At 49.3% G+C, this 25765-nt stretch carries 21 protein-coding genes and 2 pseudogenes; 10 read left to right on the forward strand and 13 right to left on the reverse strand.

The features are described from left to right. Positions 1-274 precede the first annotated feature (274 nt). Positions 275-487, forward strand: coding sequence for a hypothetical protein (locus LPB400_RS06670; protein WP_219088512.1), 213 nt, complete (start codon positions 275-277; stop codon positions 485-487). 75 nt (positions 488-562) lie between these two features. Here LPB400_RS06670 and LPB400_RS06675 read toward each other — a convergent pair whose 3' ends face one another. Beyond that, on the reverse strand, positions 563-1549 hold the full coding sequence (locus LPB400_RS06675; RefSeq protein ID WP_219088514.1) for a malate dehydrogenase: 987 nt from the start codon (positions 1547-1549) through the stop codon (positions 563-565). A 121-nt stretch (positions 1550-1670) separates the two neighbouring features. Then, entirely contained in the window at positions 1671-2645 is a 975-nt protein-coding gene (locus LPB400_RS06680) for a PhoH family protein (protein ID WP_219088516.1), read from the reverse strand. A 100-nt stretch (positions 2646-2745) separates the two neighbouring features. On the opposite strand from LPB400_RS06680, the gene LPB400_RS06685 reads away from it, so the two are divergent. The 3 genes from LPB400_RS06685 to rlmB all read left to right on the forward strand — a co-directional run bounded on the left by LPB400_RS06685 (position 2746) and on the right by rlmB (position 4573). After that, positions 2746-3456: an AzlC family ABC transporter permease gene (locus LPB400_RS06685; RefSeq protein ID WP_219088518.1), complete on the forward strand. Its 711-nt coding sequence runs from the start codon at positions 2746-2748 to the stop codon at positions 3454-3456. Continuing rightward, positions 3453-3761 carry an AzlD family protein gene (locus LPB400_RS06690; RefSeq protein WP_003680717.1) on the forward strand — a complete coding sequence of 103 codons (309 nt, stop codon included), beginning with the start codon at positions 3453-3455 and terminating at the stop codon, positions 3759-3761. The genes LPB400_RS06685 and LPB400_RS06690 overlap by 4 nt, the downstream gene beginning before the upstream one ends. A gap of 62 nt (positions 3762-3823) precedes the next feature. Beyond that, complete coding sequence (gene rlmB, locus LPB400_RS06695; protein ID WP_049322071.1) at positions 3824-4573, forward strand: 23S rRNA (guanosine(2251)-2'-O)-methyltransferase RlmB; 750 nt, start codon at positions 3824-3826, stop codon at positions 4571-4573. Between the two features lie 372 nt (positions 4574-4945). Here rlmB and LPB400_RS06700 read toward each other — a convergent pair. Then, positions 4946-5885 (reverse strand): annotated as a pseudogene (locus LPB400_RS06700) (L-lactate dehydrogenase). A gap of 460 nt (positions 5886-6345) precedes the next feature. Here LPB400_RS06700 and LPB400_RS06705 point away from each other — a divergent pair. The 3 genes and pseudogenes from LPB400_RS06705 to LPB400_RS06715 all read left to right on the forward strand — a co-directional run. Further along, positions 6346-7611 (forward strand): AAA family ATPase, encoded by a 1266-nt coding sequence (locus LPB400_RS06705; RefSeq protein ID WP_219088520.1) that lies wholly within the window; start codon positions 6346-6348, stop codon positions 7609-7611. Next, on the forward strand, positions 7605-8177 hold the full coding sequence (locus LPB400_RS06710; protein ID WP_219088522.1) for a DUF4276 family protein: 573 nt from the start codon (positions 7605-7607) through the stop codon (positions 8175-8177). Before LPB400_RS06705 ends, LPB400_RS06710 begins: the two co-directional genes overlap by 7 nt. 388 nt (positions 8178-8565) lie before the next feature. Further along, positions 8566-8640 (forward strand): annotated as a pseudogene (locus LPB400_RS06715) (dioxygenase); the annotation flags it as partial. Positions 8641-8721: 81 nt separating this feature from the next. On the opposite strand, the gene LPB400_RS06720 reads toward LPB400_RS06715, so the two are convergent. Both LPB400_RS06720 and pdxH read right to left on the reverse strand, forming a co-directional pair. Then, entirely contained in the window at positions 8722-9780 is a 1059-nt protein-coding gene (locus tag LPB400_RS06720) for a pseudouridine synthase (protein ID WP_219088524.1), read from the reverse strand. A gap of 159 nt (positions 9781-9939) precedes the next feature. Then, positions 9940-10572 carry a pyridoxamine 5'-phosphate oxidase gene (pdxH, locus tag LPB400_RS06725; RefSeq protein WP_003686383.1) on the reverse strand — a complete coding sequence of 211 codons (633 nt, stop codon included), beginning with the start codon at positions 10570-10572 and terminating at the stop codon, positions 9940-9942. A gap of 110 nt (positions 10573-10682) precedes the next feature. On the opposite strand from pdxH, the gene dut reads away from it, so the two are divergent. The 3 genes from dut (at position 10683) to guaA (ending at position 13362) form a co-directional block, all read left to right on the forward strand. Next, positions 10683-11135, forward strand: coding sequence for a dUTP diphosphatase (gene dut / locus LPB400_RS06730; RefSeq protein WP_003680707.1), 453 nt, complete (start codon positions 10683-10685; stop codon positions 11133-11135). 186 nt (positions 11136-11321) lie between these two features. Further along, on the forward strand, positions 11322-11648 hold the full coding sequence (locus LPB400_RS06735) for a hypothetical protein (protein ID WP_039862324.1): 327 nt from the start codon (positions 11322-11324) through the stop codon (positions 11646-11648). A gap of 148 nt (positions 11649-11796) precedes the next feature. After that, on the forward strand, positions 11797-13362 hold the full coding sequence (gene guaA / locus LPB400_RS06740; RefSeq protein WP_107791878.1) for a glutamine-hydrolyzing GMP synthase: 1566 nt from the start codon (positions 11797-11799) through the stop codon (positions 13360-13362). A gap of 70 nt (positions 13363-13432) precedes the next feature. Here guaA and gloB read toward each other — a convergent pair whose 3' ends face one another. The 8 genes from gloB to LPB400_RS06780 all read right to left on the reverse strand — a co-directional run bounded on the left by gloB (position 13433) and on the right by LPB400_RS06780 (position 25757). Beyond that, the gene (gloB, locus tag LPB400_RS06745) at positions 13433-14182 is read right to left on the reverse strand and encodes a hydroxyacylglutathione hydrolase (RefSeq protein ID WP_107791879.1); all 750 of its coding nucleotides are present in this window, start codon (positions 14180-14182) and stop codon (positions 13433-13435) included. Between the two features lie 23 nt (positions 14183-14205). After that, positions 14206-15291, reverse strand: a complete 1086-nt coding sequence (locus tag LPB400_RS06750) for a hypothetical protein (RefSeq protein WP_107791880.1) — start codon at positions 15289-15291, stop codon at positions 14206-14208. Positions 15292-15523: 232 nt separating this feature from the next. Next, on the reverse strand, positions 15524-16309 hold the full coding sequence (locus LPB400_RS11055; protein WP_225905477.1) for an HNH endonuclease: 786 nt from the start codon (positions 16307-16309) through the stop codon (positions 15524-15526). A gap of 297 nt (positions 16310-16606) precedes the next feature. Continuing rightward, positions 16607-20503, reverse strand: a complete 3897-nt coding sequence (gene purL / locus LPB400_RS06760; protein WP_219088527.1) for a phosphoribosylformylglycinamidine synthase — start codon at positions 20501-20503, stop codon at positions 16607-16609. A gap of 307 nt (positions 20504-20810) precedes the next feature. Beyond that, on the reverse strand, positions 20811-22811 hold the full coding sequence (gene rep, locus LPB400_RS06765) for a DNA helicase Rep (RefSeq protein WP_219088529.1): 2001 nt from the start codon (positions 22809-22811) through the stop codon (positions 20811-20813). Positions 22812-22901: 90 nt separating this feature from the next. Continuing rightward, positions 22902-23837 (reverse strand): dihydroorotate oxidase, encoded by a 936-nt coding sequence (locus LPB400_RS06770; RefSeq protein ID WP_219088531.1) that lies wholly within the window; start codon positions 23835-23837, stop codon positions 22902-22904. A 226-nt stretch (positions 23838-24063) separates the two neighbouring features. Beyond that, on the reverse strand, positions 24064-25245 hold the full coding sequence (locus tag LPB400_RS06775) for an aspartate aminotransferase family protein (RefSeq protein ID WP_107769036.1): 1182 nt from the start codon (positions 25243-25245) through the stop codon (positions 24064-24066). Between the two features lie 170 nt (positions 25246-25415). Further along, positions 25416-25757 carry a hypothetical protein gene (locus LPB400_RS06780; protein ID WP_003686448.1) on the reverse strand — a complete coding sequence of 114 codons (342 nt, stop codon included), beginning with the start codon at positions 25755-25757 and terminating at the stop codon, positions 25416-25418. Positions 25758-25765: the final 8 nt, after the last annotated feature.

Raw genomic sequence — 25765 nt, forward strand, 5'->3', positions numbered from 1 at the left:
AACCATAAGAAACAAAGTTTCAAAAATTTTGTCATATGTATATTAAATTAGCTTAATAACTATTTTATATGTTTTTAATTTCATTATATGTGTATTCCAAATTTATGGAGTTAGTTTTTCTTTAAGCGAAGGCAGCGGAAATTTTGGTACCTATATCGGCGGCAATACAACAGTGAGCAAGGCAGGATTGGTTCTTTTTGCTCACACAGTGTGGCTTATATCGATAGCGTGGGAACTTTATCTAGGCTGCAATGTTTGAAAAAAGGTGATGTGAATGTTTAAGAAAATTTTAGTCCTGTTTTGCGTAGCTTTTACCGGCGCGTGCAGTTCCTTTGATGGGGATGGTTTGACAAATGGCTCATATTCTCAAGGAAAACGTCTTGATCCGAATTGTGATCATTATGCTGTCGGTGGTAGTGGTGGCGGTTGTACACCGGCAGGTCAATGGCATCTTAAAGATAAACAAGGACAAAGAGTACCATTCTAGTTTTTAAAAATGATTGTAGAACGGGCATTTAATTATTTAGGCCGCCTGAAATTTGGTTTTCAGACGGCCTTTGTTTTAGAGTAGATCCTGGATGGCTGAACGCTCTTCTTCCAATTCGGCCAGCGTAGCGGCAATACGTTTTTGGCTGAATTCGTCCGACAAATCCAAGCCCTGGACGATGCGGTAGCTGCCTTCGTTACAAATGACGGGGAAGCCGAAAATCAAACCTTCGGGAATGCCGTAAGAGCCGTCGGATGGAACGCCCATGGTTATCCATTTACCACTGCTGCCGAGCAACCAGTCGCGCAGGTGGTAGATGGCGGCATTAGCGGCGGAGGCCGCGGATGATGAACCGCGTGCGGCAATAATGGCGGCACCACGTTCGGCGATTTTCGGCATGAAGACTTCGGTGTTCCAGTCGGGTTCGGTAATCATGTCTTGGACGGACTCGCCGTTGCTGGTGGCGTAGCGGTAGTCGGCGTACATGGTCGGGCTATGGTTGCCCCAGACGCACATTTGCTCGATGGAAGTAATCGGGCGGTTGATTTTTTCGGCAATTTGACTGACGGCACGGTGGTGGTCGAGACGCATCAGGGCGGTGAAATTTTCCGGCGGGATGTCGGGTGCGGATTTCATGGCGATGTAGGCGTTGGTATTGGCCGGATTGCCGACGACGAGGACTTTAACGTTGCGATTGGCAACTTTGTTCAACGCCGCGCCTTGTACTTTGAAAATTTCGCCATTGGCGTGCAGTAAATCGGCGCGCTCCATGCCTTGCGTGCGCGGGCGCGCTCCAATCAAGAGGGCAATGTCGGCATCTTTGAAGGCGACTTCGGGGTCATCTGTGGCGAAGATGTCGGCAAGGAGTGGGAAGGCGCAATCCTGCATTTCCATAATTACGCCGCGCAATGCCTGTTGTGCCTGCGGCAGGTCGAGCAGCTGCAGGATAACGGGTTGGTCGCGTCCTAGCATGATGCCGCCTGCGATACGGAAAAGGGTGGCGTAGGCGATTTGGCCTGCTGCGCCGGTAACGGCGATTCGGACGGGTGGCTTGAGGGTCATATTTTTCCTTTTGAAGTCTTTGTTTTACTTGATTTTCGGATTATAGCAGTATTATAGGGAGAATGATGTAGAAAGGCCGTCTGAAATTTGATTTTCAGACGGCCTTAAGTATTTGAAAAGATTATTCGTCGTTTTTCTTTTCAGCTTGTTCTTCTGCTGCTTCATAGGCTTCGACGATTTTCTGTACCAAAGGATGGCGGACAACGTCTTCGCTGGTGAAGGTGTGGAAATACAGGCCTTCTACGTCGCGCAGTTTTTCGCGTGCATCTTTCAAGCCGGATTTGATGTTGCGCGGCAGGTCGATTTGGCTGATGTCGCCGGTAATGACTGCTTTGGCACCGAAGCCGATACGGGTTAGGAACATTTTCATTTGTTCGGGCGTGGTGTTTTGCGCTTCGTCCAAGATGACATACGCGCCATTTAAGGTACGGCCGCGCATATAGGCCAGCGGCGCAATTTCAATCAAACCTTTTTCCATCAGTTTGGTTACGCGGTCAAAGCCCATCAAGTCATAAAGCGCATCATAAAGCGGTCGCAGGTAGGGATCGACTTTTTGCGCTAAATCGCCCGGCAGGAAGCCTAATTTTTCGCCTGCTTCGACTGCAGGGCGCACCAAAACGATGCGTTCGATTTGGTGTTTTTCCATGGCATCAACTGCGGCGGCAACGGCAAGATAGGTTTTGCCTGTACCGGCAGGGCCTAAACCGAACACGACATCGTGGTTGAGCAAGGCGCGGATATAGCCGTTTTGGCGCGGTGTGCGGCCGCCGATGCTGCCGCGTTTAGTGCGGAAATAGTATTGTTGGTCGTGGTGTTTTTCTTCGTGTTTTTCATCTGCGGTTTTGGCTTCAACGGCCGCGAGGCTGATGGCGTTGTCGTCCAAGTCGCCTTTTTCTGCGGCTTCGGCAAGCGATAGCAAGGCACGGCGGCCGGCGTGTGCCAGTTCGCCCATGAAGGTGAAATGTTCGAAGCGGCGGCTGATTTGGATATCAAGGGCTTTGCCTAAGACTTCGAGATTGCTGTCGAGCGCGCCGCACAGGCGTTGCAACACGGTATTGTCAATTTCTTCAAATTGCAGATGGACGGTGTGGGTCATATCGGTTTCCGTGATAAATCTATTTTTCCGTATTATACCCTTGTTCAGACGGCATGCTTTATAATACGTCGCTTCTTTTTGATAAACCGTTTCAATTAAAATGAGTCATACTATTTCCCCGCAGTCTGAATTTCTGCGCGGTATCAAAGAATGTTCCCCCATGCTGATCGGCTTGTTGCCGTGGGCGCTGATTTTGGGCATGCAGGGCGGACAAAAGGGCATGAGTTGGCTGGAAATGCTGCTGATGACGGGCATGAACTTTGCCGGAGGTTCGGAATTTGCCGCAGTCAATTTGTGGGCAAATCCCTTGCCGATTCTGCTGATTGCAACGGTAACGTTTATGATCAATTCGCGCCATATCCTGATGGGTGCGGCGATTGCGCCCTATATGAGGGATATGCCGCTGAAAAAGGCGATGCCTGCGCTGTTTGTAATGTGTGATGAAAGCTGGGCAATGGCGTTTGCTGAAATTCAAAAGCGTAAGGCGGCAGGTTTGCCTGCGTTCAATATGCCGTTTTATGCCGGCGTGTGCTTTATTTTGTATGTAACTTGGATTGGTTTTGCGGCGTTTGGCGCGGCAGTCGGTCCGATGTTCGGCGATGTGGCGGCTTGGGGCTTCGGCATGGCGTTTCCTGCAGTGTTTTTGGTGTTGCTGCGCGGGATGTGGAAGAGCTTTGCGGCTTCACGCCCTTGGTTTGTCAGCCTGATTGTGGCGTGCGCAACCTATTTGACCGTGGATGGCGCATGGTATGTTCCGGCCGGAACGTTGTCTGGCTTGTTGGCGGCGTATTTGTGGGGAGAGCAAAAATGAAGGATTTGTTGTCGCTGCAATCGTTTCTGCTGTTTTTAAGCATGTTGGCTGTTACCTATTCAACCCGATTAATCGGCTTTTTTGCATTACGCAACCGTACGTTGAGCCGTCGCGCGCAAGTGGTTATGGAGGCCGCGCCGGGCTGTGTGTTGATTTCCGTGATTGCACCTTATTTTGTATCAGATAAACCGCATGAGCTGATTGCCATTGCTTTGACGGTATTGGCGGCCAGCCGGTTTTCGATGTTGGTAACGGTCTTAATCGGCGTTGGCACTTCGGGCATACTCGGTTATTTGATGAAATAAAAAATTTTCAGACGGCCTTACTTGTTATAATGGCCGTCTGAATTTTTTGATAAAGCAAAAACATGGCAAACCAACGACTCATCTATGGCTTTCACGCCGTCAATGCCCGTTTGTGGCAAAACCCGAAATCGATTACCGAACTCTATATCCAAGAGGGCAAATCCGATGCGCGCACCCGCGATGTATTGGATAAGGCGGCCTCTGAAAACGTACGCGTGCATTTTGCTGATGCCGACCGCCTGAATGCCATCAGCAAAGGGGCGCGTCATCAGGGCGTGGTCGGGTTTATCGATGCCTCCAAAAACCATGTTCACTTGGAAGATGTGTTGGAAAACCTGAGCGAACCGCCGTTTTTGCTGGTATTGGACGGCATTACCGACCCGCACAACCTCGGCGCGTGTCTGCGTACTGCCGATGCGATGGGCGTGCATGCCGTGATTGCGCCCAAAGACAAAAGCGCCGGCCTGAATGCGACCGTCAGCAAAGTTGCCTGTGGTGCGGCGGAAACTGTGCCGTATATTACCGTAACCAATCTTGCCCGTACTTTGCGTGAATTGAAAGAGTACGGCATTTGGATTGTCGGCACGGACATGGGCGGCGACTCCGACCTTTACCACTGCGACTTGCCCGACAGCGTGGCCTGGGTAATGGGCAACGAAGGCGAAGGCATGCGCCGCCTGACGCGCGAACATTGCGATATGCTGGTATCGATTCCAATGTTTGGCACGGTAGAAAGCATGAACGTTTCCGTCAGCGCAGGCATGGTATTGAGCGAAACCCGCCGTCAACGGGTGTTGAAAGCAGAGAAATAACGCTTAGGTTTGTGAACAGAAAACGTCGTCTGAAAACCGGAAATTTGGTTTTCAGACGACGTTTGTTATAGGCGGATTAGCACCGTCATTCCCGCGCAGGCGGGAATCCATCGTAAAACTTGAGAAACCCTTATTTGAAAAACAGTTTCCGAATTTCAAAAATAGATTCCCGCCGTAGCCTGTCCTCGCGTAGGCGGGGGCGGGAATGACGACAACCGGTAAATTGCGTAACGAGAATAAAGTAACTTAGATATAGGTATTTTTTATTTGAATTTAGACTATTGACGGTTTAACTTCCTCCTACATAGCAAACGTCGTCTGAAAACCAGATTTCCAGTTTTCAGACGACGTTTTATTCAGAGGCTATTCTATTTATCCGACCATTTCATCGACTTTGCGTTGATAGCTTTTCAACAGCTCCGCCGAGCGGGCAAAGCGTTCGGCTTCATCGTTCAATGATGCGTACCGCACCTTGGCGGTTGACGACGGTCGGTACGCCGATATACACACCGTTTTGTCCGAACTCGCCTTCTAGCAAGGTGGAAACGGGCAATACGACGCCTTGATTGTGCAGGATGGCGTTGGAGATGCGGCTTAAGCCCATGCCGATGCCGTGGCTGGTCGTGCCTTTGGCGGCGATGACTTCGTAGGCGGCATTGCGCACGTTGTTATAGATTTTGTCCATACGCGCCTGCCCGTCTTCCGATTGTTCCAGCATCTTCTGAACCGACATACCGGCGATGTTGGCGGTGCTCCAAAGCGCAATGATGCTGTCGCCGTGTTCGCCGATCATCATGGCATCGACGCTCCAAGGCGCGACGTCGAACTCGTTGCCCAAGCAAACGCGGAAACGGGCGGAGTCAAGGATGGTGCCCGAGCCGATAACGCGCTCTTTGGGCAGGCCTGAGAAGCGCAGAACGGTATAAGACAGTACGTCCACAGGATTGGAGGCAACCAAGAAGATACCGTCAAAGCCGGAAGCCATGACTTTCGAAACGATGTCGTGGAAGATGCGCAGGTTTTTGTTGATTAAGTCCAAACGGGTTTCGCCGGGTGCCTGCGCCGCGCCCGCGCAAATACACACGATGTCTGCATCCGAACAATCATCGTAATCGCCGACGTAAATGCGTGCAGGCGAAGCGGCATAAGGCATTCCGTGGCGGAAGTCGCGCGCCTCGCCTTCAGCACGCGTGCGGTTGATGTCGATTAAAACCATATCGTCGCACAAGGCTTGGTTGAGCATGGAATAGGCGTAGCTGACACCGACCGCACCCAAGCCCACAACGACTACTTTGTTACCAACTTTTTTCATGTTTATTCCTGTTTGTTTGTGAATAGGAATTATTAATAACACTTGGACGGGATGGCGTCAAATTTCAGACGACCTCTACCCGCAGCACATCCACAATCAACTTAAACACATTCGAATGCCCGCGGCGGCTGGGGAATAGAGGTAAAGCGGATCGTAAGTAATGGCGTATTCGGGGAAGAGCTCGACCAGTTGTCCCGAATGGAGTGCATCTGCCAAGCTCATACTGTGCTATCCACGCGATGCCGAGGTCGTCTGAAAAGAGTTTCGGAAAAATTTTTATACCAATATTTTAAAAACGGCGTTCTAGCAAAGTTGATACTTATCTGAGAATTCATGTAAGAATAATGTTTTTTAAAACAATAGTATAGCTTGATTTTTGCACAAGAAAAAGGTTGCCATCCTATGAAATGCTCTGTATGCTTTCAAACACGTTTTGTTGATAAATTCAAGAGAATTAAAAATGAAAATTAACTATTTGGAAATTAAAGGATTTAAAAGTATCCAAAATGTAGAGCTAAAAGATGTTTCTCCTTTTATGGTTTTAGCGGGGGCAAACGGTACGGGTAAAAGCAATTTTGTCGATGCCTTGGCATTTTTATCAAAAGTGATTGATATGGGAGTGAGCAAGGCAGTATCTGAGTTTGGTGGTGTGAAAAACTTAATTGATCCAAAACAGAAAAATGAGATTATCAGCTATCGAATAAATGCAGAGATTGAAGAACAAGTATATGAATATGAAATAGATATTCTTCTAAGTAAATCATCGTTACTCCCCTCATTGCCTACAGTGCCTGTATCGGTGAAACATGAATATTTGAAAATTTTTAAAAATGGAAAAACTATTTTTGACAGTAGTGAGGAAGCTCGAAAATTAGAATTAAAGAAAAAAGAAGGAAATGAAAATAAGTTTGTAGAATATCTATCCTCAATTTTATTAGGGATAACTGGTGGAACTGTTTTGGGGGCATTAAAAAATAGTGATGAAATGAGTAAGGAAATCGTTAAAGGTGCAATGACGGGTATTATTCTTAAATTTTTAAGTGATAATAAAAATTCATTAGATACCAGCATATTGTACCAAAATAATTCATTTAATTTACTTAAAGATGTAAAGATATTTCGTATAGATCCTTTTAAAATCAAAGATCTTCGCAATAATGCCAATAACCCTGAAAAGCTGAATACAGACGGTAGCAATATTGCTGCAGTGTTAGAACATCTTGAGGATAACGACGAATTACGCGAGCAAATCATTGAATGGATGGGTGTGATTGTCCCCGAAATGCAGCAACTCTCTGTTCAAACGCAAAAAATTGATGACTCAAAAGGGTTATTTTTCGAGGAAGACAGCGGTAATCGTTTCCCCGCCCATATGGTTTCGGACGGCACAATTTATGCCTTATGTTTGTTGGTTGCCGTTTTAACGCGTGTAAAACAGCCCGGCATTACCATCATTGAAGAACCTGAGCGTGGCTTACATCCGAAAGCTATCAGTGAACTGATCGGCTTTATACGTGAATATGTAAGCCCTCACCATCCAATTATTCTGACAACTCATAGTGAATCGGTAGTGCGTAGCTTGGAATTGGAAGAGTTGTATTTTGTCAGTAAATCTCAAGGCAAAACCCAAATTAAAGATGTTCGGAAGTCCGGTGTCGATAAAAACAAAATTCCGTTAGATACGGCTTGGCTGACCAATCTGCTGGGAGGAGGATTGCCATGGTAAAAGTCGGATTTATTGTTGAAGGGTCATGCGAAAAGATTATTATCGAATCAGAGGCATTCAAGACCTTTTTACACAGGAATGATTTTGAATTGATTGAACCTGTTGTTGATGCCAATGGCGCAGGTAATTTATTGCCTCATAATATTGAGCCCTTTATTGGTGTTTTGGAAGCAAATGGAGCAGAAAGACTGTATATTTTGACGGATTCGGACGGACTCCCTGTTGAAGGTGTTAAGGAAAGAATCAGCCACGCGAAAATTACTGCCTATTTTATTGCGGTTAAAGCGATAGAAGCATGGTTTCTAGCAGATACTCAAGCCATGAAAAAATTTTTAGAAATTGAAGATTTTGAGGGAGAACAGTTTCCGGAAGAGACGCCCGAATTGCCTTGGGACAGAATCAGCAAAATTGTCAAAGAAACCGGTTCTGCCAGAGGACCGGGAAACAAAGTTGGCTTTGCTAAGAAGATGATTAAATATTGGGAATTTTCAATCGAAAATGCTGCCACGCATCCAAACTGTCCGAGTGCAAAATGTGTTGTTGCACATTTTCAATCTAATAGATAAAAATCGTCTGAACGTATAGTTTAAAGATGGTCAATAATATTGCTCTACCATCTCTATATTGAAAATTTTTCTAATCTTTCTAAGATAAAAAGGTCGTCTGAAAACCAAGTTTATTTTTCAGACGACATTTTTTTATAATTTGCTATTAAAAAATAATATTCTGGCGTTGAGTTATCAGTCATAGAATTAAGTGCTTCTAGGCAGATTTACTAGATTGACTTAGGTATTGCTATTGAAATCCGAATCTTCGGACCTCTTTTTAACTTTGCAGCAAGCCAAAGAATATCCCATTATTTCCTATTTGGAAAATATGCTGTTCGTAAATTGAGATTTATTGCTTAATCATTTATCCGTACAATCCGCCTCATCAAATATTAAGGAGGCAGTGATGAAAAAAATGCCTGTATTGTTTGTCGGGCATGGTAGCCCGATGAATGTGTTGGATAAGGAAAATCCTTTCAATACCCACTATTTTTATGACTTAGGCAAGATTTTGTCGGGCTGAGACGATTTTGTAAAGGCCTCAGCTCCGATTTATCTTACATTAACTTTTCTTCCGGCGACGTTCACCAGGCAGCAGCATATCCGCCCATTTGATAATGTTGGCGACTTCTGCCGGATTGAGTTCGTAGAACTGGCCGCGTTTGAGGCGGTTTGGCAGACCGATGGGGCCGAAACCTACGCGGACGAGGCGGCTGACGGTCAGGCCTTGGCTTTCAAAAATACGGCGTACTTCGCGGTTGCGACCTTCTTTGATGACGACGTTGTACCATTTGTTTGCGCCTTCGCCGCCTTGTTCGTAGATGCGTTCGACTTTTGCCAAACCGTCTTCGAGCATGACGCCTTCTTCGGTCAGGACGCGCATTTGTTCGGTGGTCAGCTCGCCCAATACGCGCACTGCGTATTCACGTTCGACTTCAAAGCTAGGGTGGGCAAAGCGTTGAACCAGTTCGCCTGAAGTGGTCAGGATCAAAAGGCCGCTGGTATTGATGTCCAAACGGCCGATGGCCACCCAGCGGCTGCTGGCTGCTTGCGGCAGGCGGTCGAAAATGCTGACGCGGCCTTGTGGGTCATCGCGGGAAACGATTTCGCCTTCTTGTTTGTAGTAGAGGATGATGCGTGGCAGGCGGTCTGCCCATTTGAGTTTGATGATGCTGCCTTTGACGGTAACGTGGTCCTCGGGCGTAACTTTTTCGCCCAGTTGGGCTACGCGGCCGTTGACCGTTACCCAGCCGTTGCTGATCCATTCTTCCATTTCGCGACGTGAGCCGACGCCGGAAGCGGCCAGGACTTTTTGCAGGCGCTCGGGTTCGAAGCGGGAAAGGTCGCTGCGGCGTTCTTTCAAATCGCGGGCGTGCTCCATGATTTTTTGGTTGGGATTGCGGACAACCAGTTTTTTGGCTTTGGCGGCTCGTTGTTTAGGCGCGGTATTTTGAGCTTTGGGGCCGTCTGAAACTTTTTGGCCGTAAGGTTTGCCTGATGTTTTGCGTTCGTCGTCTGGACGTTTTTTATTGGCAAAGGATTTGGCCGGTTTGGAAGGTTTTTTGGCGGTAGATGATACGCCGTCGCGCCATTGGCGTTTGCTGGAAGGCTGTTTGGACATGATTTTTCCTAACTCGCTTGAAAAAGCGGTTCTTCTGCGGCGGTTGCGGCAGGGGTTGGATTGGGGGAAAAGGCCGTCTGAAAATCAGATTCAGACGGCCTGCCGATGAAAGGCTGTATTGTAACTCAACCAGTAAATTTTTGTTTGAAAATCCGAAAATTATGGTGAAAGGCGTTCGCGTATCCAGTTGCCGTCAACCAGGCGGTATTGGATGCGGTCGTGCAGGCGGCTGGGACGGCCTTGCCAGAATTCGATACGGTCGGGAATAACGAGGTATCCGCCCCAATGCGGCGGGCGGGGAACATGCAGGGGATGTTTGACACCGACGGCCGCGGCTTTGGCCACCAAGACGGCTTTGCTGGAAATCACTTCGCTTTGCGCGCTTGCCCATGCGCCGATACGGCTGGTATACGGGCGGCTTTCAAAATATTCGTCCGAAGCGGCGGCGTCGAGTTTTTCAATGCGTCCTTCAACACGCACTTGGCGTTCGAGTTCCGGCCAGAAAAAAGTCATAGCGGCAAAGGGGTGCGCCGTATAGGAGCGGCCTTTGCGGCTGTGGTAATTGGTAAAGAAAACAAAGCCTTTTGGGTTGACTTCTTTTAGCAGTACCATGCGGCTGTTGGGCCTGCCGTCTTCGCCCACGGCGGCAACGTTGACCGCTGTCGGCTCGTTGACTTCGGCGTGAATGGCTTCGTTCAGCCATTGCTCAAATTGGACAATCGGGTCGGCGTGGCATTCGGCTTCCGACAGCTCGCGCTTGCTGTAATCTTCGCGGATATTGTGCAGATCCATGATTTTCTCCTTAGGTCTGACTGAATCATACTCCGTTTTTTCAGACGGCCTCAAGGGCATTTGTGTATAATCGTAGCCCTTTCCAATATAGAACAATACGGAGTCCTGTCATGCAAACCGAAGTCGAACTGAAAATCTTAAATCCGAAAATGGCCGATTCCCTGCCTGCTTATGCAACGCCCGGTTCCGCCGGTTTGGACTTGCGTGCCTGCTTGGATGAAGCTGTTGTATTGCAGCCGGGCGATGTGTATCTCGTGCCGACCGGTTTGGCGGTGCATTTGGCCAACCCTGCTTACGCAGCCGTTTTGTTGCCGCGTTCTGGCTTGGGTCATAAACACGGTATTGTTTTGGGTAACTTGGTCGGTTTGATTGACTCGGATTATCAAGGCGAATTGAAGGTCTCTCTGTGGAACCGTGGTAAAGAAGCGTTTACCATCGAGCCGATGGAGCGCATCGCGCAAATGGTGATTGTGCCGGTTGTCCAAGCTGCGTTTAAGGTTGTGGACGAGTTTGCCGCCAGCGAGCGCGGTGAAGGCGGATTCGGCAGCACTGGCAAAGCCTGATGATTTAAAAGGCCGTCTGTAACAGGATAAATTGAAATATTCGATTTCGGTTTGCCGCTGTTCAGACGGCCTTTTTGTTGTGCCAACCTTTGCATAATTACACACAAGATTGCATTTTTATATCTTGCCTGCATGGCCGGCGCACCTAATAATACAGGCCGTCTGAAACCTTTACGGAGCGTTGTTATGTCCCGCCCCTCACTTTTTCTGCCTTTGTTTTTGATTATCTTTGGTGCGATTTGGTTTTTACGTGCTACGGATATTTTGCCTGCGACATCAACCATGATTGCCGGCGCATTAATTATTTTGGGCTTTGCCGTGTTGATTATGGACGGCATCAATAAACAGTCCATCGTTTCCGGTCCGATGCTGGTTTATATCGGTACAGCCATTTATCTGCACATGAGCTACTGGATTTACCTCTCGCCGTTATTGGCCATCGGCATGGTCGTGTTGGGTTGCCTGCTGTTGCTCTCGCGTAGCGATATGATTCCTGAAAAACACACAAAATAGAAAGATGAGAGATTTGGGTTTTGCCCTATAAAGGCCGTCTGAACAATGGTATAATCCGCCGACTCAGACGGCCTTTTTTATTGTGGTTTAAATTTAAAATTTGCCCTTACGGCCGCACCGTTTTCTTACATTTTGCAAAGTTTCCGCCATGACTCAAGACAAAATCCTTATTCTCGACTTCGGCTCGCAAGTTACCCAGCTGATCGCCCGCCGCGTGCGCGAAGCCCACGTTTACTGCGAACTGCATTCTTTCGATATGCCTTTGGAAGAAATCAAAGCCTTCAACCCGAAAGGCATCATCCTCTCTGGCGGCCCTAATTCCGTTTACGAATCCGACTATCAAGCCGATACCGGCATCTTTGATTTGGGCATTCCGGTTTTGGGCATCTGCTACGGCATGCAATTTATGGCGCACCACTTGGGCGGCGAAGTTAGCCCGGGCAACCAACGCGAATTCGGTTATGCGCAAGTTAAAACCATCGACAGTGAGCTGACACGCGGCATTCAAGACGATACGCCCAACACGCTCGACGTATGGATGAGCCATGGCGATAAAGTTTCCAAACTGCCTACCGGCTTCTCTGTTATCGGCGACACCCCGTCTTGCCCAATTGCCATGATGGAAAACGCTGAGAAACAATTCTATGGCATCCAATTCCACCCTGAAGTGACCCACACCAAACAAGGTCGCGCGTTGTTAAACCGCTTTGTCTTGGATATTTGCGGCGCACAACCAAGCTGGACCATGCCGAACTACATCGAAGAAGCCGTTGCCAAAATCCGCGAACAAGTCGGCAGCGACGAAGTGATTTTAGGTTTGTCCGGCGGCGTGGACTCTTCCGTAGCGGCCGCGCTGATTCATCGTGCCATCGGCGACCAACTGACCTGCGTGTTTGTTGACCACGGTCTGTTGCGTTTGAACGAAGGCAAAATGGTGATGGACATGTTTGCCCGCAACTTAGGAGTACGCGTGATTCACGTTGATGCCGAAGAGCAGTTTTTGGCGAAACTTGCCGGCGTGACCGATCCGGAGAAAAAACGCAAAATCATCGGTGCGGAATTTATCGAAGTATTTGACGCTGAAGAGAAAAAACTCACTAACGCCAAATGGTTGGCGCAAGGTACGATTTACCCTGACGTAATCGAATCCGCAGGCGCGAAAACCAAAAAAGCCCATGCCATCAAATCCCACCACAATGTCGGCGGCCTGCCTGAAAACATGAAGCTCAAATTGCTTGAGCCGTTGCGCGACTTGTTCAAAGACGAAGTACGCGAATTGGGCGTCGCTTTGGGTCTGCCGCGTGAAATGGTGTACCGTCATCCGTTCCCGGGCCCAGGTTTGGGTGTGCGTATCTTGGGCGAAGTGAAAAAAGAATACGCCGACTTGCTCCGTCAAGCAGACGATATTTTCATTCAAGAATTGCGCAATACTACCGATGAAAACGGCACATCTTGGTACGATCTGACCAGCCAAGCCTTTGCCGTATTCCTGCCTGTGAAATCCGTCGGCGTAATGGGCGACGGCCGTACTTACGATTATGTCGTAGCTTTGCGTGCCGTGATTACCAGCGACTTTATGACTGCCCACTGGGCTGAGCTGCCATACTCGCTGCTTGGTCGAGTGTCCAACCGCATCATCAACGAAGTCAAAGGCATCAACCGCGTGGTTTATGATGTCAGCGGCAAACCGCCTGCCACGATTGAATGGGAATAATCCCTAAAAAATAAAGGCCGTCTGAACAGATATTGTTCAGACGGCCTTATTCTTTAGGGAGTAAGCCCAATTAAAATTGATTTTTTAATTCACGCAAGGCGGCGAAGACTTCGAGTTCGCTGTTTAATTTTCGTCCGCTCAATTCTTCGGCGCGTGCCTGAACTTGGGGCAGGTGTACGCGGAAAAATGGATTGACTTTGCGTTCGTGTGCCAGGCTGACGGGCAGTGTCGGCGTGTGTTCGGCTGCGGCCAAGGCCGTCTGAATGTCGGCATTGTCCGGCTCGATATGCTGGGCAAAGCGCAGATTGGAGGCGGTGTATTCGTGCGCCGGATAAAACAGCGTTTCTTCGGGCAGCTGGTTGAATCGGTGGAAGCTGTCGTAAAGCTGCTCGATTGTGCCGGTAAATACGCGGCCGCAACCAGCGGAGAACAAGGTATCGCCGCAGAAAACGTGCAGGCCGTCTGAATTTTCCAGCAGATAGCTGATGTGGCGGTCGGTATGGCCGGGGGTTGCCCAAACGGTAACCAAGCCTTCGCCAAACGGGAACTGCGTACCTGCGGTGACGGTATGCGTCGCTACGTCGATGTCACTTTCGCCATAGATTGGGGATTCTAAAAAGCCGTGGAACAGGCTTTTTGCGCCGCCGGTATGGTCGGGATGCGGATGGGTAATCCATGTTTGCGCCAGCATCAGGCGGTTGTGGACGAGGAATTTCAAAACGGGCGTGGCATCGGACGGATCGACGCAGGCAGCATGGTTGCCTTCTTGAATCATCCAGATGTAGTTGTCGTTTAGGGCTTGGATTGGCGTGATTTTCATATGCTTTCTTCTGGTTTGGGGTTTCAGACGGCCTCTAAATAATCTTTGATATTAGGGCTTTGGCCGAATACGGCTTCATGGGCTTGCTGGATGCACAGTCGGTTGAACAGCAATCTTTGGGTTTGATCGCCGTCGATAATCCGCACTTGGCCTTGCAGTTTGGGCGCGTCGTGATGAAAGGTATTCTTAAACGCGTGCCAACGGTCGGTTTGCAGATGGACGACGGCAAACATATCGTGTGAAATATTAACGCCGACACTGAATAGCTTGGCCGAGGCTTGCAGGCAGAAACTGCTGTCGCCAAACAGGCACAGCCCCATGTTTTCCGGATAGCGGAACAATTCGATTTTCACGGCTTCGGGTGCGGCAAAGATGTTGCAAAACAGCCGTTCAAACAACGATGGCTGCGCCACGCCTTCGCTCAACATGCCGTAAAGCCCACCCAGCCAATCGACATAGCCGAGAAAAGTGAAACGGTAGTCCTGCATAATGGCTTCGATGCGCTTGGGATCGCGTTTGCTGATCAAGCGGACAAATTCAAAACCGACTTCCGGCAGCCGCGCCCGAAGCGTTTGGTGCAGGCGGTGGGCAAACAGGTTTTTGTGGTTGTGCGGATTGCGCAGAATGCCGAGGAATTTCAGCCGCAATATCCGCCACAAGGCATCCGGTACTTTGACGGTATCGGCATTTGCCGTAGGTGTTTTCAGACGGCCTGCAGGCAGGGTGCGCAGGTGGTTGCAGGCATCTTCGTAGCCGCTTTCATGACGGTTGAACCAGCTTTCCAGATTGTATTGGTTGGCGGAGTCTTCGACAAAGGTCAGCGTATAGAGGTTTTTCGCCGCCAAGTTGCCGATGATGTTGACGCTTATCGCTTCGCTGCGGTTTTGTTCTTTGCCACGGGCTTTTTCGCCAGTATGGAACATAGACAGCGGTAAGCGATAAACGTTTTGATTTTGCGGGCTGACCTGCGGATTATGCGAATGTTGCCGCTGCTCGGTTTGGGCGATGAAGTGGTGTTCCTTCGTCGGATTCGCGGTCAACAGGGCGTAAGGCTTTTCGCCGCATTCGGAAAATTCGCAATCGCTGAGGATAAAGGCTTGTCGAGTCATAATGTCGGGAAAGGCCGTCTGAATATGTCGATTATAGCTGATGGGGAGCTAAGGGGGATTATGATTATACGGAATGATGCTTTTGCTTGCAGAATACGCTAATAGAATGACGATGGTCGGTTTGGTCTTTATATGCAAAAGGACGCAAAAAGGTCGTCTGAAAACAGGTATAGCGGATTTTGTGCCAACCCGTTTTCAGATGACCTTAAATCAACGGACTGTTCAACACTATTTATTCTTCTTTTGGGAAAACATGGTTGCGGTGATACTCGAAATATTTTTCGCTTTCCGGTCGAATTTTTAATTTCATATCGGGAGAAATTCCCAACCGCTTTTGATTTTCCGAATCGATTGTCGGGCTGATTTTTATCGTACCGTCGGTATCAAACGTAATCAGTCCATTATCGAATAATCTGTCGATATTGGGTGCGAGCATCAGACCATTGAAGCGACATAAACGCTCGTTATCATCGCACACGCTCCAAGGTTTAATATGGCTGGCGATGAGTAAAGGCTGGATATCTAGACCGGTCAGCGGACAGCTCGGATACAGTTCGAGTAGTTTTTGCCGGAATCTGCCTTGCCCTTGACGAGCTTTTATTAAGGTTTCGATTTCGGTTCGCTTTTCTGGTTCAATTTCGGATGCTAATTGTTCTTTGAGTTTACTGAGATCTTGTTCCAAAGATTGGGTTGAGTTTATTTGAAAATTTGTTGGTTTGTATAATTCAAATATTCCTCCTTTTTTCCACCATAAAAAGTCTTGGTGCATTGATTCGTGATAATGCTTCCTTGAGTTTGAATTGACACTAAGTACATGCAAAGAAGCATGTGTATCATCATTATAGTCAGGAGTAATCTGCCATTGGTTTTTTAGTTCTTCAATCTGTTCATCTACATCTTTTACCTTAAATTGTGTTTTGCCCATATCATGCAGATGTAAGACGATTCTTTTTATAATTTCTATCGTTCCATCAATATGTTCCCCATTGATCCGTGCGGAATATTTTGTTTTCGCCATTAAGTCTTCCTATCAAAGTTAAGTTTTCTAATTTAATTATTTGGGGTAATGCATTGATTTTCCTATGACCGTCATTCCCGCGTAGGCGGGAATCCAGAAGCTTGAATTTACAGTAGTCTTTGAGTATTTCTGAAATGCAGGGGGCTGGATTTCCACCTGCGCGGGAATGACGGCGGTTGGTTCGGTATTATACGCAAAAGAACATATAAAGGTCGTCTGAAAACAGATATAGCAGAATGCGCTAAATCGTTTTCAGACGACCTTTCTCTTTAAAGCCGAATCAAATCAGCCTGCCGGTTAACCCAACGCCTTCCTTGCTCCGGCAAAGAGGCGGTACCAGCCGGACAGTTCCGTCCAGTCTTCCGGTTTCCAGCTCATTTGCGCGGCGCGGTACACGCGTTCGGGGTGGGGCATCATGATGGTAACGCGGCCGTCGGCATTGGTCACGCCGGCAATGCCTTGCGGCGAGCCGTTGGGGTTGAGCGGGTAGGTTTGGGTAACTTGGTTTTGTCCGTCGACGTATTGCAGAGCGATGCCGAGGCCGTCTGAAATTTTGCCGCCGTGAAGCGCGAAGTCGGCGCGGCCTTCGCCGTGGCTGACCACAACAGGCAGGCTGGAGCCTTGCATTTCGTTCAGAATCAGCGATGCGGATTTTGGAACATGAACCATGCTCAGGCGCGCTTCAAACTGCTCGCTCAAGTTGCGTTTGAATTTAGGCCATGCCTCTGCGCCCGGGATAATCTCGGCAAGGTTGCTGACCATTTGACAGCCGTTGCACACGCCCAATGTCAGCGTGTTCGGATCGGCAAAGAAGGCGGCAAATTGGTCGCGTAGAGCAGGGTGGAACAGGATGGATTTCGCCCAGCCTTCGCCCGCGCCGAGTACGTCGCCGTAACTGAAGCCGCCGCACGCCGCCAGCATTTTGAAGTCGGCAAGGTGGACGCGGCCTGCCATCAGGTCGGACATATGCACGTCGTAGGCATCGAATCCGGCGCGGGTGAAGGCGGCGGCCATTTCGATTTGCCCGTTCACGCCCTGTTCGCGCAGGATGGCGATTTTGGGTTTCGCGCAGCTGTTGATAAACGGCGCGGCGATGTCTTCGTTTACATCAAACTTCACGTCGGCAAACAATGCGCTGCGGTCGTTGTCGCCAATCAGTGCGAACTCGCTGTCGGCGCAGGCAGGATTGTCGCGCAGGCGTTGGATGGCGTGGCTGGTTTCCTGCCATACGCGTTGCAGGTCGGCGCGGTTTTGTTCCAGTACGATGCCTGCCTGATTGCGGATAACGATTTTCTCGTCAGTACCGATGGTCGCAACAGCATGCAGTGCCAAATCAGCTTCTTTAAACAAGGCTTCTACGGCTGCAACATCTTGTTTGGCAATTTGAATCACTGCGCCCAGCTCTTCATTGAACAATGCACGGATGCTTGCTTCGTTGACATCGGCTTGGTTGGCAACCAGCGAGGTCAAATCCACATTCAAGCCGCAACGTGCAGCAAATGCCATTTCTACCAAAGCGGCAAACAAGCCGCCGTCGCTGCGGTCGTGGTATGCCAAGAGTTTGTCTTCGGCGACAAGCTGTTGAATTATGTTGTAAAACGCTTTCAGACGGCCTGTATCGTCCAAATCAGGTGCATCGCCGGTCATGTTGTTGTAAACCTGACCGAATGCAGAGCCGCCCATACGCGCTTTGCCGTTGCCCAAGTCAACCAGCAGCAATACGCTGTCTTCGACGTTTTTCAACTCAGGCGTAACAGTCTTGCGTACGTCTTCTACTGGAGCAAACGCAGAAATAATCAGGCTCAACGGCGAAACCACGGATTTTTTCTCTTCGCCATCCTGCCACACGGTTTTCATCGACAAACTGTCTTTGCCCACGGGGATGCTCAAATCCAATGCCTGACAGGCTTTAGAAACTGCTTCAACGGTGCGGTAGAGTTTTTCATCTTCGCCCTCGTTGCCGCACGCCGCCATCCAGTTGGCGGAAAGTTTGATGTTGCCGATGTCGCCGATGTTGACCGCCGCGATGTTGGTGATGGCTTCGCCGACGCACATTCTGCCCGAGGCGGGCGCGTCAAACAGGGCGACGGTCGGTTTTTCGCCCATAGACATCGCTTCGCCGCGATAGGTGTTGAAGCCCATCATGGTAACGGCGCAATCGGCTACGGGGGTTTGGTATTTGCCGACCATTTGGTCGCGGTGGGTCATGCCGCCGACGCTGCGGTCGCCGATGGTAATCAGGAAGTTTTTAGCGGCTACGGTAGGCAGGCGCAGAACGCGGTAGGCGGCTTCGGTGATGTCGATATCGCCCGCGTTAAACGGTTTTTCAGACGGCGTAACCGTTTTGTCGCTGCGCGTGGTTTTGGGCGGTTTGCCGAGCAAGACGTTCAGCGGCAAATCGACGGGATTGTTGGAGAACAAATCGTCGCGCACTTGCAAATGGCCGTCGTCGGTCGCCGTGCCGACCACGGCAAACGGGCAGCGTTCACGTTCGCAGATGGCGCGGAAGGTATCCAAATCTTTTTCCAAAATGGACAATACATAACGCTCTTGCGATTCGTTGCACCAAATTTGCAACGGGTTGAGGCCGTGTTCTTCCAGCGGCACTTCGCGCAGTTTGAATACCGCGCCGCGTCCGGCATCGTTGACCAGTTCGGGGAAGGCGTTGGACAAGCCGCCCGCGCCGACGTCGTGGATGGAGATAATCGGGTTTTTGTCGCCGAGTTGCCAGCAACGGTCGATGACTTCTTGCGCGCGGCGTTCGATTTCGGGGTTGCCGCGTTGTACGGAGTTGAAGTCCAAAGAAGCGTCGTTTGTGCCGGTATCCATCGAAGAAGCCGCGCCGCCACCCAAGCCGATAAGCATGCCCGGGCCGCCCAGTTGGATCAGCAATGCGCCTTCAGGGATTTCGTCTTTATGCGTCTGCTGTGCCTGAATGCTGCCCAAACCGCCTGCAATCATAATCGGTTTGTGATAGCCGCGAACTTGTCCGTCAAACTTTTCTTCAAAGGTGCGGAAGTAGCCCAAGAGGTTCGGGCGGCCGAATTCGTTGTTGAACGCTGCGCCGCCAATCGGGCCTTCAATCATGATGTCTAAAGGAGAAGCAATATGGCCGGGTTTGCCGTAGGCTTGTTCCCAAGGCTGCTCTAGGCCCGGAATATTCAGGTTGGAGACGGTAAAGCCGGTCAAGCCTGCTTTTGGACGTGAGCCTTTGCCTGTTGCGCCTTCGTCGCGGATTTCACCGCCCGCACCCGTTGCCGCACCGGCAAACGGCGCGATGGCGGTTGGGTGGTTGTGTGTTTCCACTTTCATGATGATATGGGTGTCTTCTTCGTGGAAACGGTAGCCTTGGTTTTCCGCCGCATTTGGATAGAGGCGCTCGATTTTCGCGCCTTCAATCACGGATGAATTGTCTTTATAGGCAACGACTGTGCCTTCGGGATGCGCGTTGTGCGTGTCGCGTATCATGCCGAAGAGGGATTTCGATTGTTTTTCACCGTTGAGGATGAAGTCGGCGTTAAAGATTTTATGGCGGCAGTGTTCGCTGTTTGCCTGAGCGAACATCATCAATTCAACATCGGACGGATTGCGGTTTAAAGCCTGATAGTTTTCAACCAGATAATCGATTTCGTCGGCAGAAAGCGCCAAGCCCATTTCGGTATTGGCTTTGACCAAAGCCTCTTTACCGCCGCCCAATACATCTACGCTGGAGAAGGTTTCCGATTGGATATGGTGGAACAGTTGCGCCGCTGCATCGATGTCGGTCAACACGCTTTCGGTCATGCGGTCGTGCAACAGGGCTGCCCATTGTTGTTTTTGCCCATCGGTAAGCACACCTTCGAGCCATACTGCCATACCGCGTTCAATACGCTCAATACCTTCCAAACCGCAGTTTTCGGCGATATTGGTTGCTTTGGAAGCCCAAGGAGAAATGGTGCCCAAACGGGGCGTTACCAAAAATAAATGCAAGCCCTCGCGCGCTTTGGGCGTTTGTTCAACGCTTTGCGCTGCCAGTAAGGCTTGCAGTTTTTCGACTGTCGCGGCATCAAGTGCTTTTTCGCTACCGACAAAATACCAAAATTCGCTGCTTAATTTGACTTCGGGCAGGCCGAGGGCGGCTGCTTTTTGGAAGAGTTTTTCAACACGGAAATCGGAAAGGGCGGTTACACCGCGCAAGGGCAGAACAACAGACATGGATTCAGCTCACAAAATGCAGTTGGGGAATCCATTATTATACCTGAAAAATGCAATTTTGCTTGTGAATTTATACTTCAAGTGTTGACAATTTTTGCTTGTGAATTGAAGGGGAATGGAGCAATCGTATCGTTTGATTTTTTATTTTTGTACCTGATTATTCGATTATTTTTGTTTATTTTTGAAGAATCGGAAGGAATGGGGATAGACAGGCGTAAAGGTCTAAAGTAAAAATTATTTGATAGTTGACTTTGACATTTTGCTGACAATAAGGCCGTCTGAAACCTTACTTTCAGACGGCCTTGCTTTATCCTTTTCTTTTATTTCCCAACATATCCAGCAATCCTGCTAAATTACTTTTTCCCTCTTCCTTGCTCACAATCGGCTCGCCGCCTTTGCGGCCTAGGATTTTGATGTCTTCCTGCGGCATTTCGTCTATAAAGCGGCTCGGCTCGGGGAACTGCCATGTGCCTTGCTTTTTGCGTTTGAGGCAGTGGGTCAGCGTAAGTTGGCGTTTGGCGCGGGTAATGCCGACGTACATCAGGCGACGTTCTTCTTCGACGTTTTCTTCTTCGATGCTGTCGTTGTGCGGCAGGATGCCCTCTTCGCAGCCGACGAGGAAAACGTAGGGGTATTCCAAGCCTTTGGAGGCGTGTAGGGTCGAGAGTTTGACGGCATCGACTTCTTCTTCGCTTTTGCCTTCCAAGAGCGTCATTAGGGCGACGGTTTGGGCAAGTTCGATGATGTTTTTGCCGTCTTGTTCGCCTTTGCGCTCCAACCAGCCGGTCAGGTCGCTCACGTTGCGCCATTTGATTTCGCCAGCTTTACCCTCTTCACTGGCAAGCAGGTGGTTTTCGTAGTCGATTTCTTTGAGCAGGCCGTTGATGAGTTCGCCTGCTTCGCTGGTTTCGGCTTTGGTGCGGTAGTTTTCAATCATATCCATGAAGGCTTGCAGGTGTTGGCGGTTGGTATGGTTCAATAGGGCAAGCGCTTCTTCGGTTTGCGCGGCTTCATATAGGCTGCATTCGTGTTCGTGCGCGTAGGTGTTGAGCTTGCCCAATGTAACGTCGCCGATGCCGCGTTTGGGCGTGGTTACGGCGCGTAGAAAGGCAGGATCGTCGTTGGGGTTGGCAAGCAGGCGCAAGTAGGACAAAACGTCTTTGATTTCGGCTTTGTCGAAAAAGCTTTGTCCGCCGGAAAGCTGGTAGGGAACGCGCGCGCTGCGCAAGGCTTCTTCAAAAATCCGTGCCTGATGGTTGCCACGGTATAACACGGCGAAATCGGCGTATTGGGTTTTGTCGCCACCGACCAGCTTCTGCTTGACGATTTGGCTGACGACCCAGTCGGCTTCGTGTTGCTCGCTTTGACAGGCAACGACCTTGACGATTTCACCTTCGCCGAACTGCGACCAAAGTTTTTTGGTGAACAACTTGGGGTTGTTTTCAATGACTTTGTTGGCGATTTTGAGAATCCGCGCGGTGGAGCGGTAGTTTTGCTCCAATTTGATGACCTTCATCTGCGGATAGTCTTCCTGCATTTTACGCAGGTTTTCCATGTTTGCGCCGCGCCATGCGTAGATGGACTGGTCGTCGTCGCCGACGGCGGTAAACATGCCTTCCGCGCCGGTCAAGAGCTTCATTAGGGTGAATTGGCAGGTGTTGGTGTCTTGGCATTCGTCAACCAATAGATAGCGCAGCCGCCGCTGCCATTTGTTGCGCACTTCGCTGTTTTGCTGCAACAGCACGGCAGGCAGGCGGATTAAGTCGTCAAAATCTACTGCTTGATAGCTTTGAAGGGTTTCCTGATAACTCGCATAGACGCGCGCTGTTTGTTGTTCCCACACATTAGCGGCCGTCTGAACGACATCTTCAGGCGTTTTTAAATCATTTTTCCAAAGGGAAATTTGATGCTGCGCTTTGAATATGGCTTCTTTGCCCGTGCCGCCCAAGAGCTCGCCGATGATTTTGGCGCTGTCGGTAGAGTCGAGAATGGAAAAGTTTTTTTTGTAACCGATTTGATTGGCTTCTTCGCGTAGAATCTTCATGCCCAAAGAGTGGAAGGTGCAAATCGTCAGCCCGCGCGTTTGCGACTTGGGCAGCATTTTGGAGACGCGTTCCTGCATTTCCGTGGCGGCTTTATTGGTAAAGGTAATCGCGGCGACGGTATGCGGCAGATAGCCGATATTGACAATCAAATGCTTGATTTTTTGTGTAATCACGCCGGTTTTGCCGCTGCCTGCGCCGGCAAGGACGAGCAGGGGGCCGCCTAGATACTTGACTGCGGCTTGCTGTTGGGGGTTGAGTTTCATTGAAGGGGAAGACGGGTAATGTGGGGAGCAATTATACAACAAGGCCGTCTGAAATTTTCAGACGGCCTTGGGCGTTTTTTAGAGTAAACCTTATTCAAAATATTTTAATTTGCCTTTGAAGTCTTCCAGCTTCTCATAGCCTTTTTGCGCCATGATGGCTTTTAATTCAAGGGAAACCCGTTCAAAAATGTCTACGCCTTGCTGGTGTAGCGCCGTGCCTATCTGCACCATGCTTGCGCCGCACAAGATGTGTTCAAACGCATCACGGCCGCTGTAAACGCCGCCCGTTCCGATAACTTGGATAGACGGATCTAGTCTTTGATAGAACGCGTGGACATTGGCGAGCGCAGTCGGTTTGATGTATTGGCCGCCTATGCCGCCGAAGCCGTTTTTCGGGCGGATCACGACGGATTCGTCTTCGATATACATGCCGTTGCCGATGGAGTTGACACAGTTGACGAATTTTAGGGGATAGCGGTTGAACACTTTCGCCGCTTGATCGAAATGGGCAATATCGAAATACGGCGGCAATTTGATGCCCAAGGGCTTGTCGAAGTAGGTAAAGGCATTATCCAAAATCATCTCGGTGGTTTCAAAGTCGTAGGCAATTTGCGGTTTGCCGGCGACGTTTGGGCAGGATAGGTTGAGTTCGGTAATACCGTTAAACCCGCTATTTTGCACCTTTTCCAACAGGATATGTGTTTCGCCGGGCGACATCCCGACCAGTGAGAGGAAAAATGTCCGTTCCGGCTGAGACTCTTGAAGGGTAAGCAGGTAATCCAGATAGTAATCAATGCCTTGATTCGGCAAACCCATCGAATTGATGCTGCCGAGAGGGACGTCCCGATAACGCGGCTCGGGGTTGCCTTGACGAGGGGTAAGCGTTGCGGTCTTGGTAATGAAAGTGCCTGCTGAAGACTGTCTGACTGCTTCCAATTCCTCAACAGTCATGCATGATACACCAGCGGCATTCATCAGGCAGTTGTCAAAAGAAAAACCGGCGATTTGTGTTTTCAACGATACCATCTCCTGTTCCTTTTCTTCGCAAAATCAAATTGTTTACCAAGCGTAACACGAAGAACCAGTACGATTTTTAACAAACATCAAATGACAAAGTATGTAGGCGGATGTTGTTTTCAATATTGAAAAAAGGCCGTCTGAAAAACTCAAACGGTCTTTCAGACGGCCTTCACTATATGGCATCAATTAAGAACAAAAGCTGTCGGCTGATTTGGATATTGGGTTTTAAAAATCAGGCCAACCATTCGGCCAAGGCTGCTTCAAAACGTTTCAAGCCTTCGGCCATGTCTTCATCGTTCAGCAGTAGGCTGGGGGCGAAACGCACCACATTGGCACCGGCAACCAGTACCATCAGGCCGTGTTTTAAAGCGGCGGCGGTGATTTCCGAAGCCTTACCTTCGTATTTGTCCGCCAACACGCAGCCGAGCAGCAAGCCCATGCCGCGGACTTCTTTAAATACGCCGGTTTTTTCGCCTATTTCACGCAAGGCCGTCTGAAGTTTTTGGCCTTGTTGTTCAACGTGTGCCAATGTTTCGGGCGCATTGATGATGTCAAATGCGCGGCTGCCGACGGCACACGCCATCGGATTACCGCCAAAGGTCGAGCCATGCGTTCCGGGGCCGAAGGTTGGGGCGATTTTATCGGTGGTCAGAATCGCGCCAATCGGGAAGCCGCCACCTAAGGCTTTGGCAGAGCTGATGATATCGGGCGTCACGCCGTAATGCTCGTAGGCAAACAGTTTGCCCGTATGACCCATGCCGGTTTGTACTTCGTCCAAAATCAGCAATGCGCCGTGTTTGTCGCATAAACGGCGTGCGGCTTGCAGATATTCTTGGGTGGCAGGCAGGATGCCGCTTTCGCCTTGAATCGGCTCGATAATCACGGCGCAGGTTTTGTCGCCGACGGCTGCTTCCAATGCGGCAACATCATTGAAGGGAACGTGGGTAATGCCGGCCGGCAGCGGCGCGTAGTCTTTACTGTATTTGGGCTGGCCGCCGACGGATACGGTAAACAGGGTGCGGCCGTGGAAGCTGTTGAGGCAGGAGATGATTTCGGTTTTGTGTTCGCCAAAATGATCGCGGCCGTATTTGCGCGCCAGTTTCAGCGCGGCTTCATTGGCCTCTGCGCCGGAGTTGCAGAAAAACACTTTGTCGGCAAAGGTGTTTTCGACCAGTTTTTGGGCCAATTCTTGCGCCGGTTGGGTGGTGTAGATATTAGAAATGTGCCAGAGTTTTTGCGATTGTTCGGCCAAGGCTGCAACCAAATCGGGATGGCAATGCCCCAGCGCGTTCACAGCAATACCGCCTGACAGATCAATGTATTCTCGTCCTTCTGTATCCCAAACCCGGCTGCCGAGCGCGCGTTCCGGAATCATGGGGGCGAATGAGAAATTGGGTGTCAGGTAGTTTTGCATGTTCTTTTCCTTTTGATATTGTCAACAATCTCTTAAATTATGCGCCTATTGGTTGAGAGATTCAATATAGCAATCAGGCCGTCTGAAAACTGGCGTTCAGACGGCCTGATGTTTATCTATCCTAAATACGCCATCACTCCATTGAGTTTTTAATTTGTATTTCGCTCTTGTTAAATGTTTTTCTGTTTGCCGATTTCTTTTGCTAATGTAAAAAATACTCTACCACTCTCATTGGTTAAAGTTTTCAAGTATTCATCAACATCAGTAACATTAATAACAACTGTTTCATTTGTATGTTTATTAAATTCTAAATCAACAATAATATTCCCATTAACCAATATTTCATATATATCTTCTTCTTCAGGCAGCATAGACAAACAATAAGCACTTGAAGCTGAAAACTCTTTTTTCAGATACTGAAGAAGAAAAGTATTTTTAATTAAAACATCATTAAATTCATCTAATGATTGCTTGACTTCTTTCGTTGTCCAATTTTTAACATTATTCTTCATTGTATTCT

The organism is Neisseria perflava (genome assembly GCF_019334725.1).
GTDB classification, from domain to species: domain Bacteria; phylum Pseudomonadota; class Gammaproteobacteria; order Burkholderiales; family Neisseriaceae; genus Neisseria; species Neisseria subflava_A.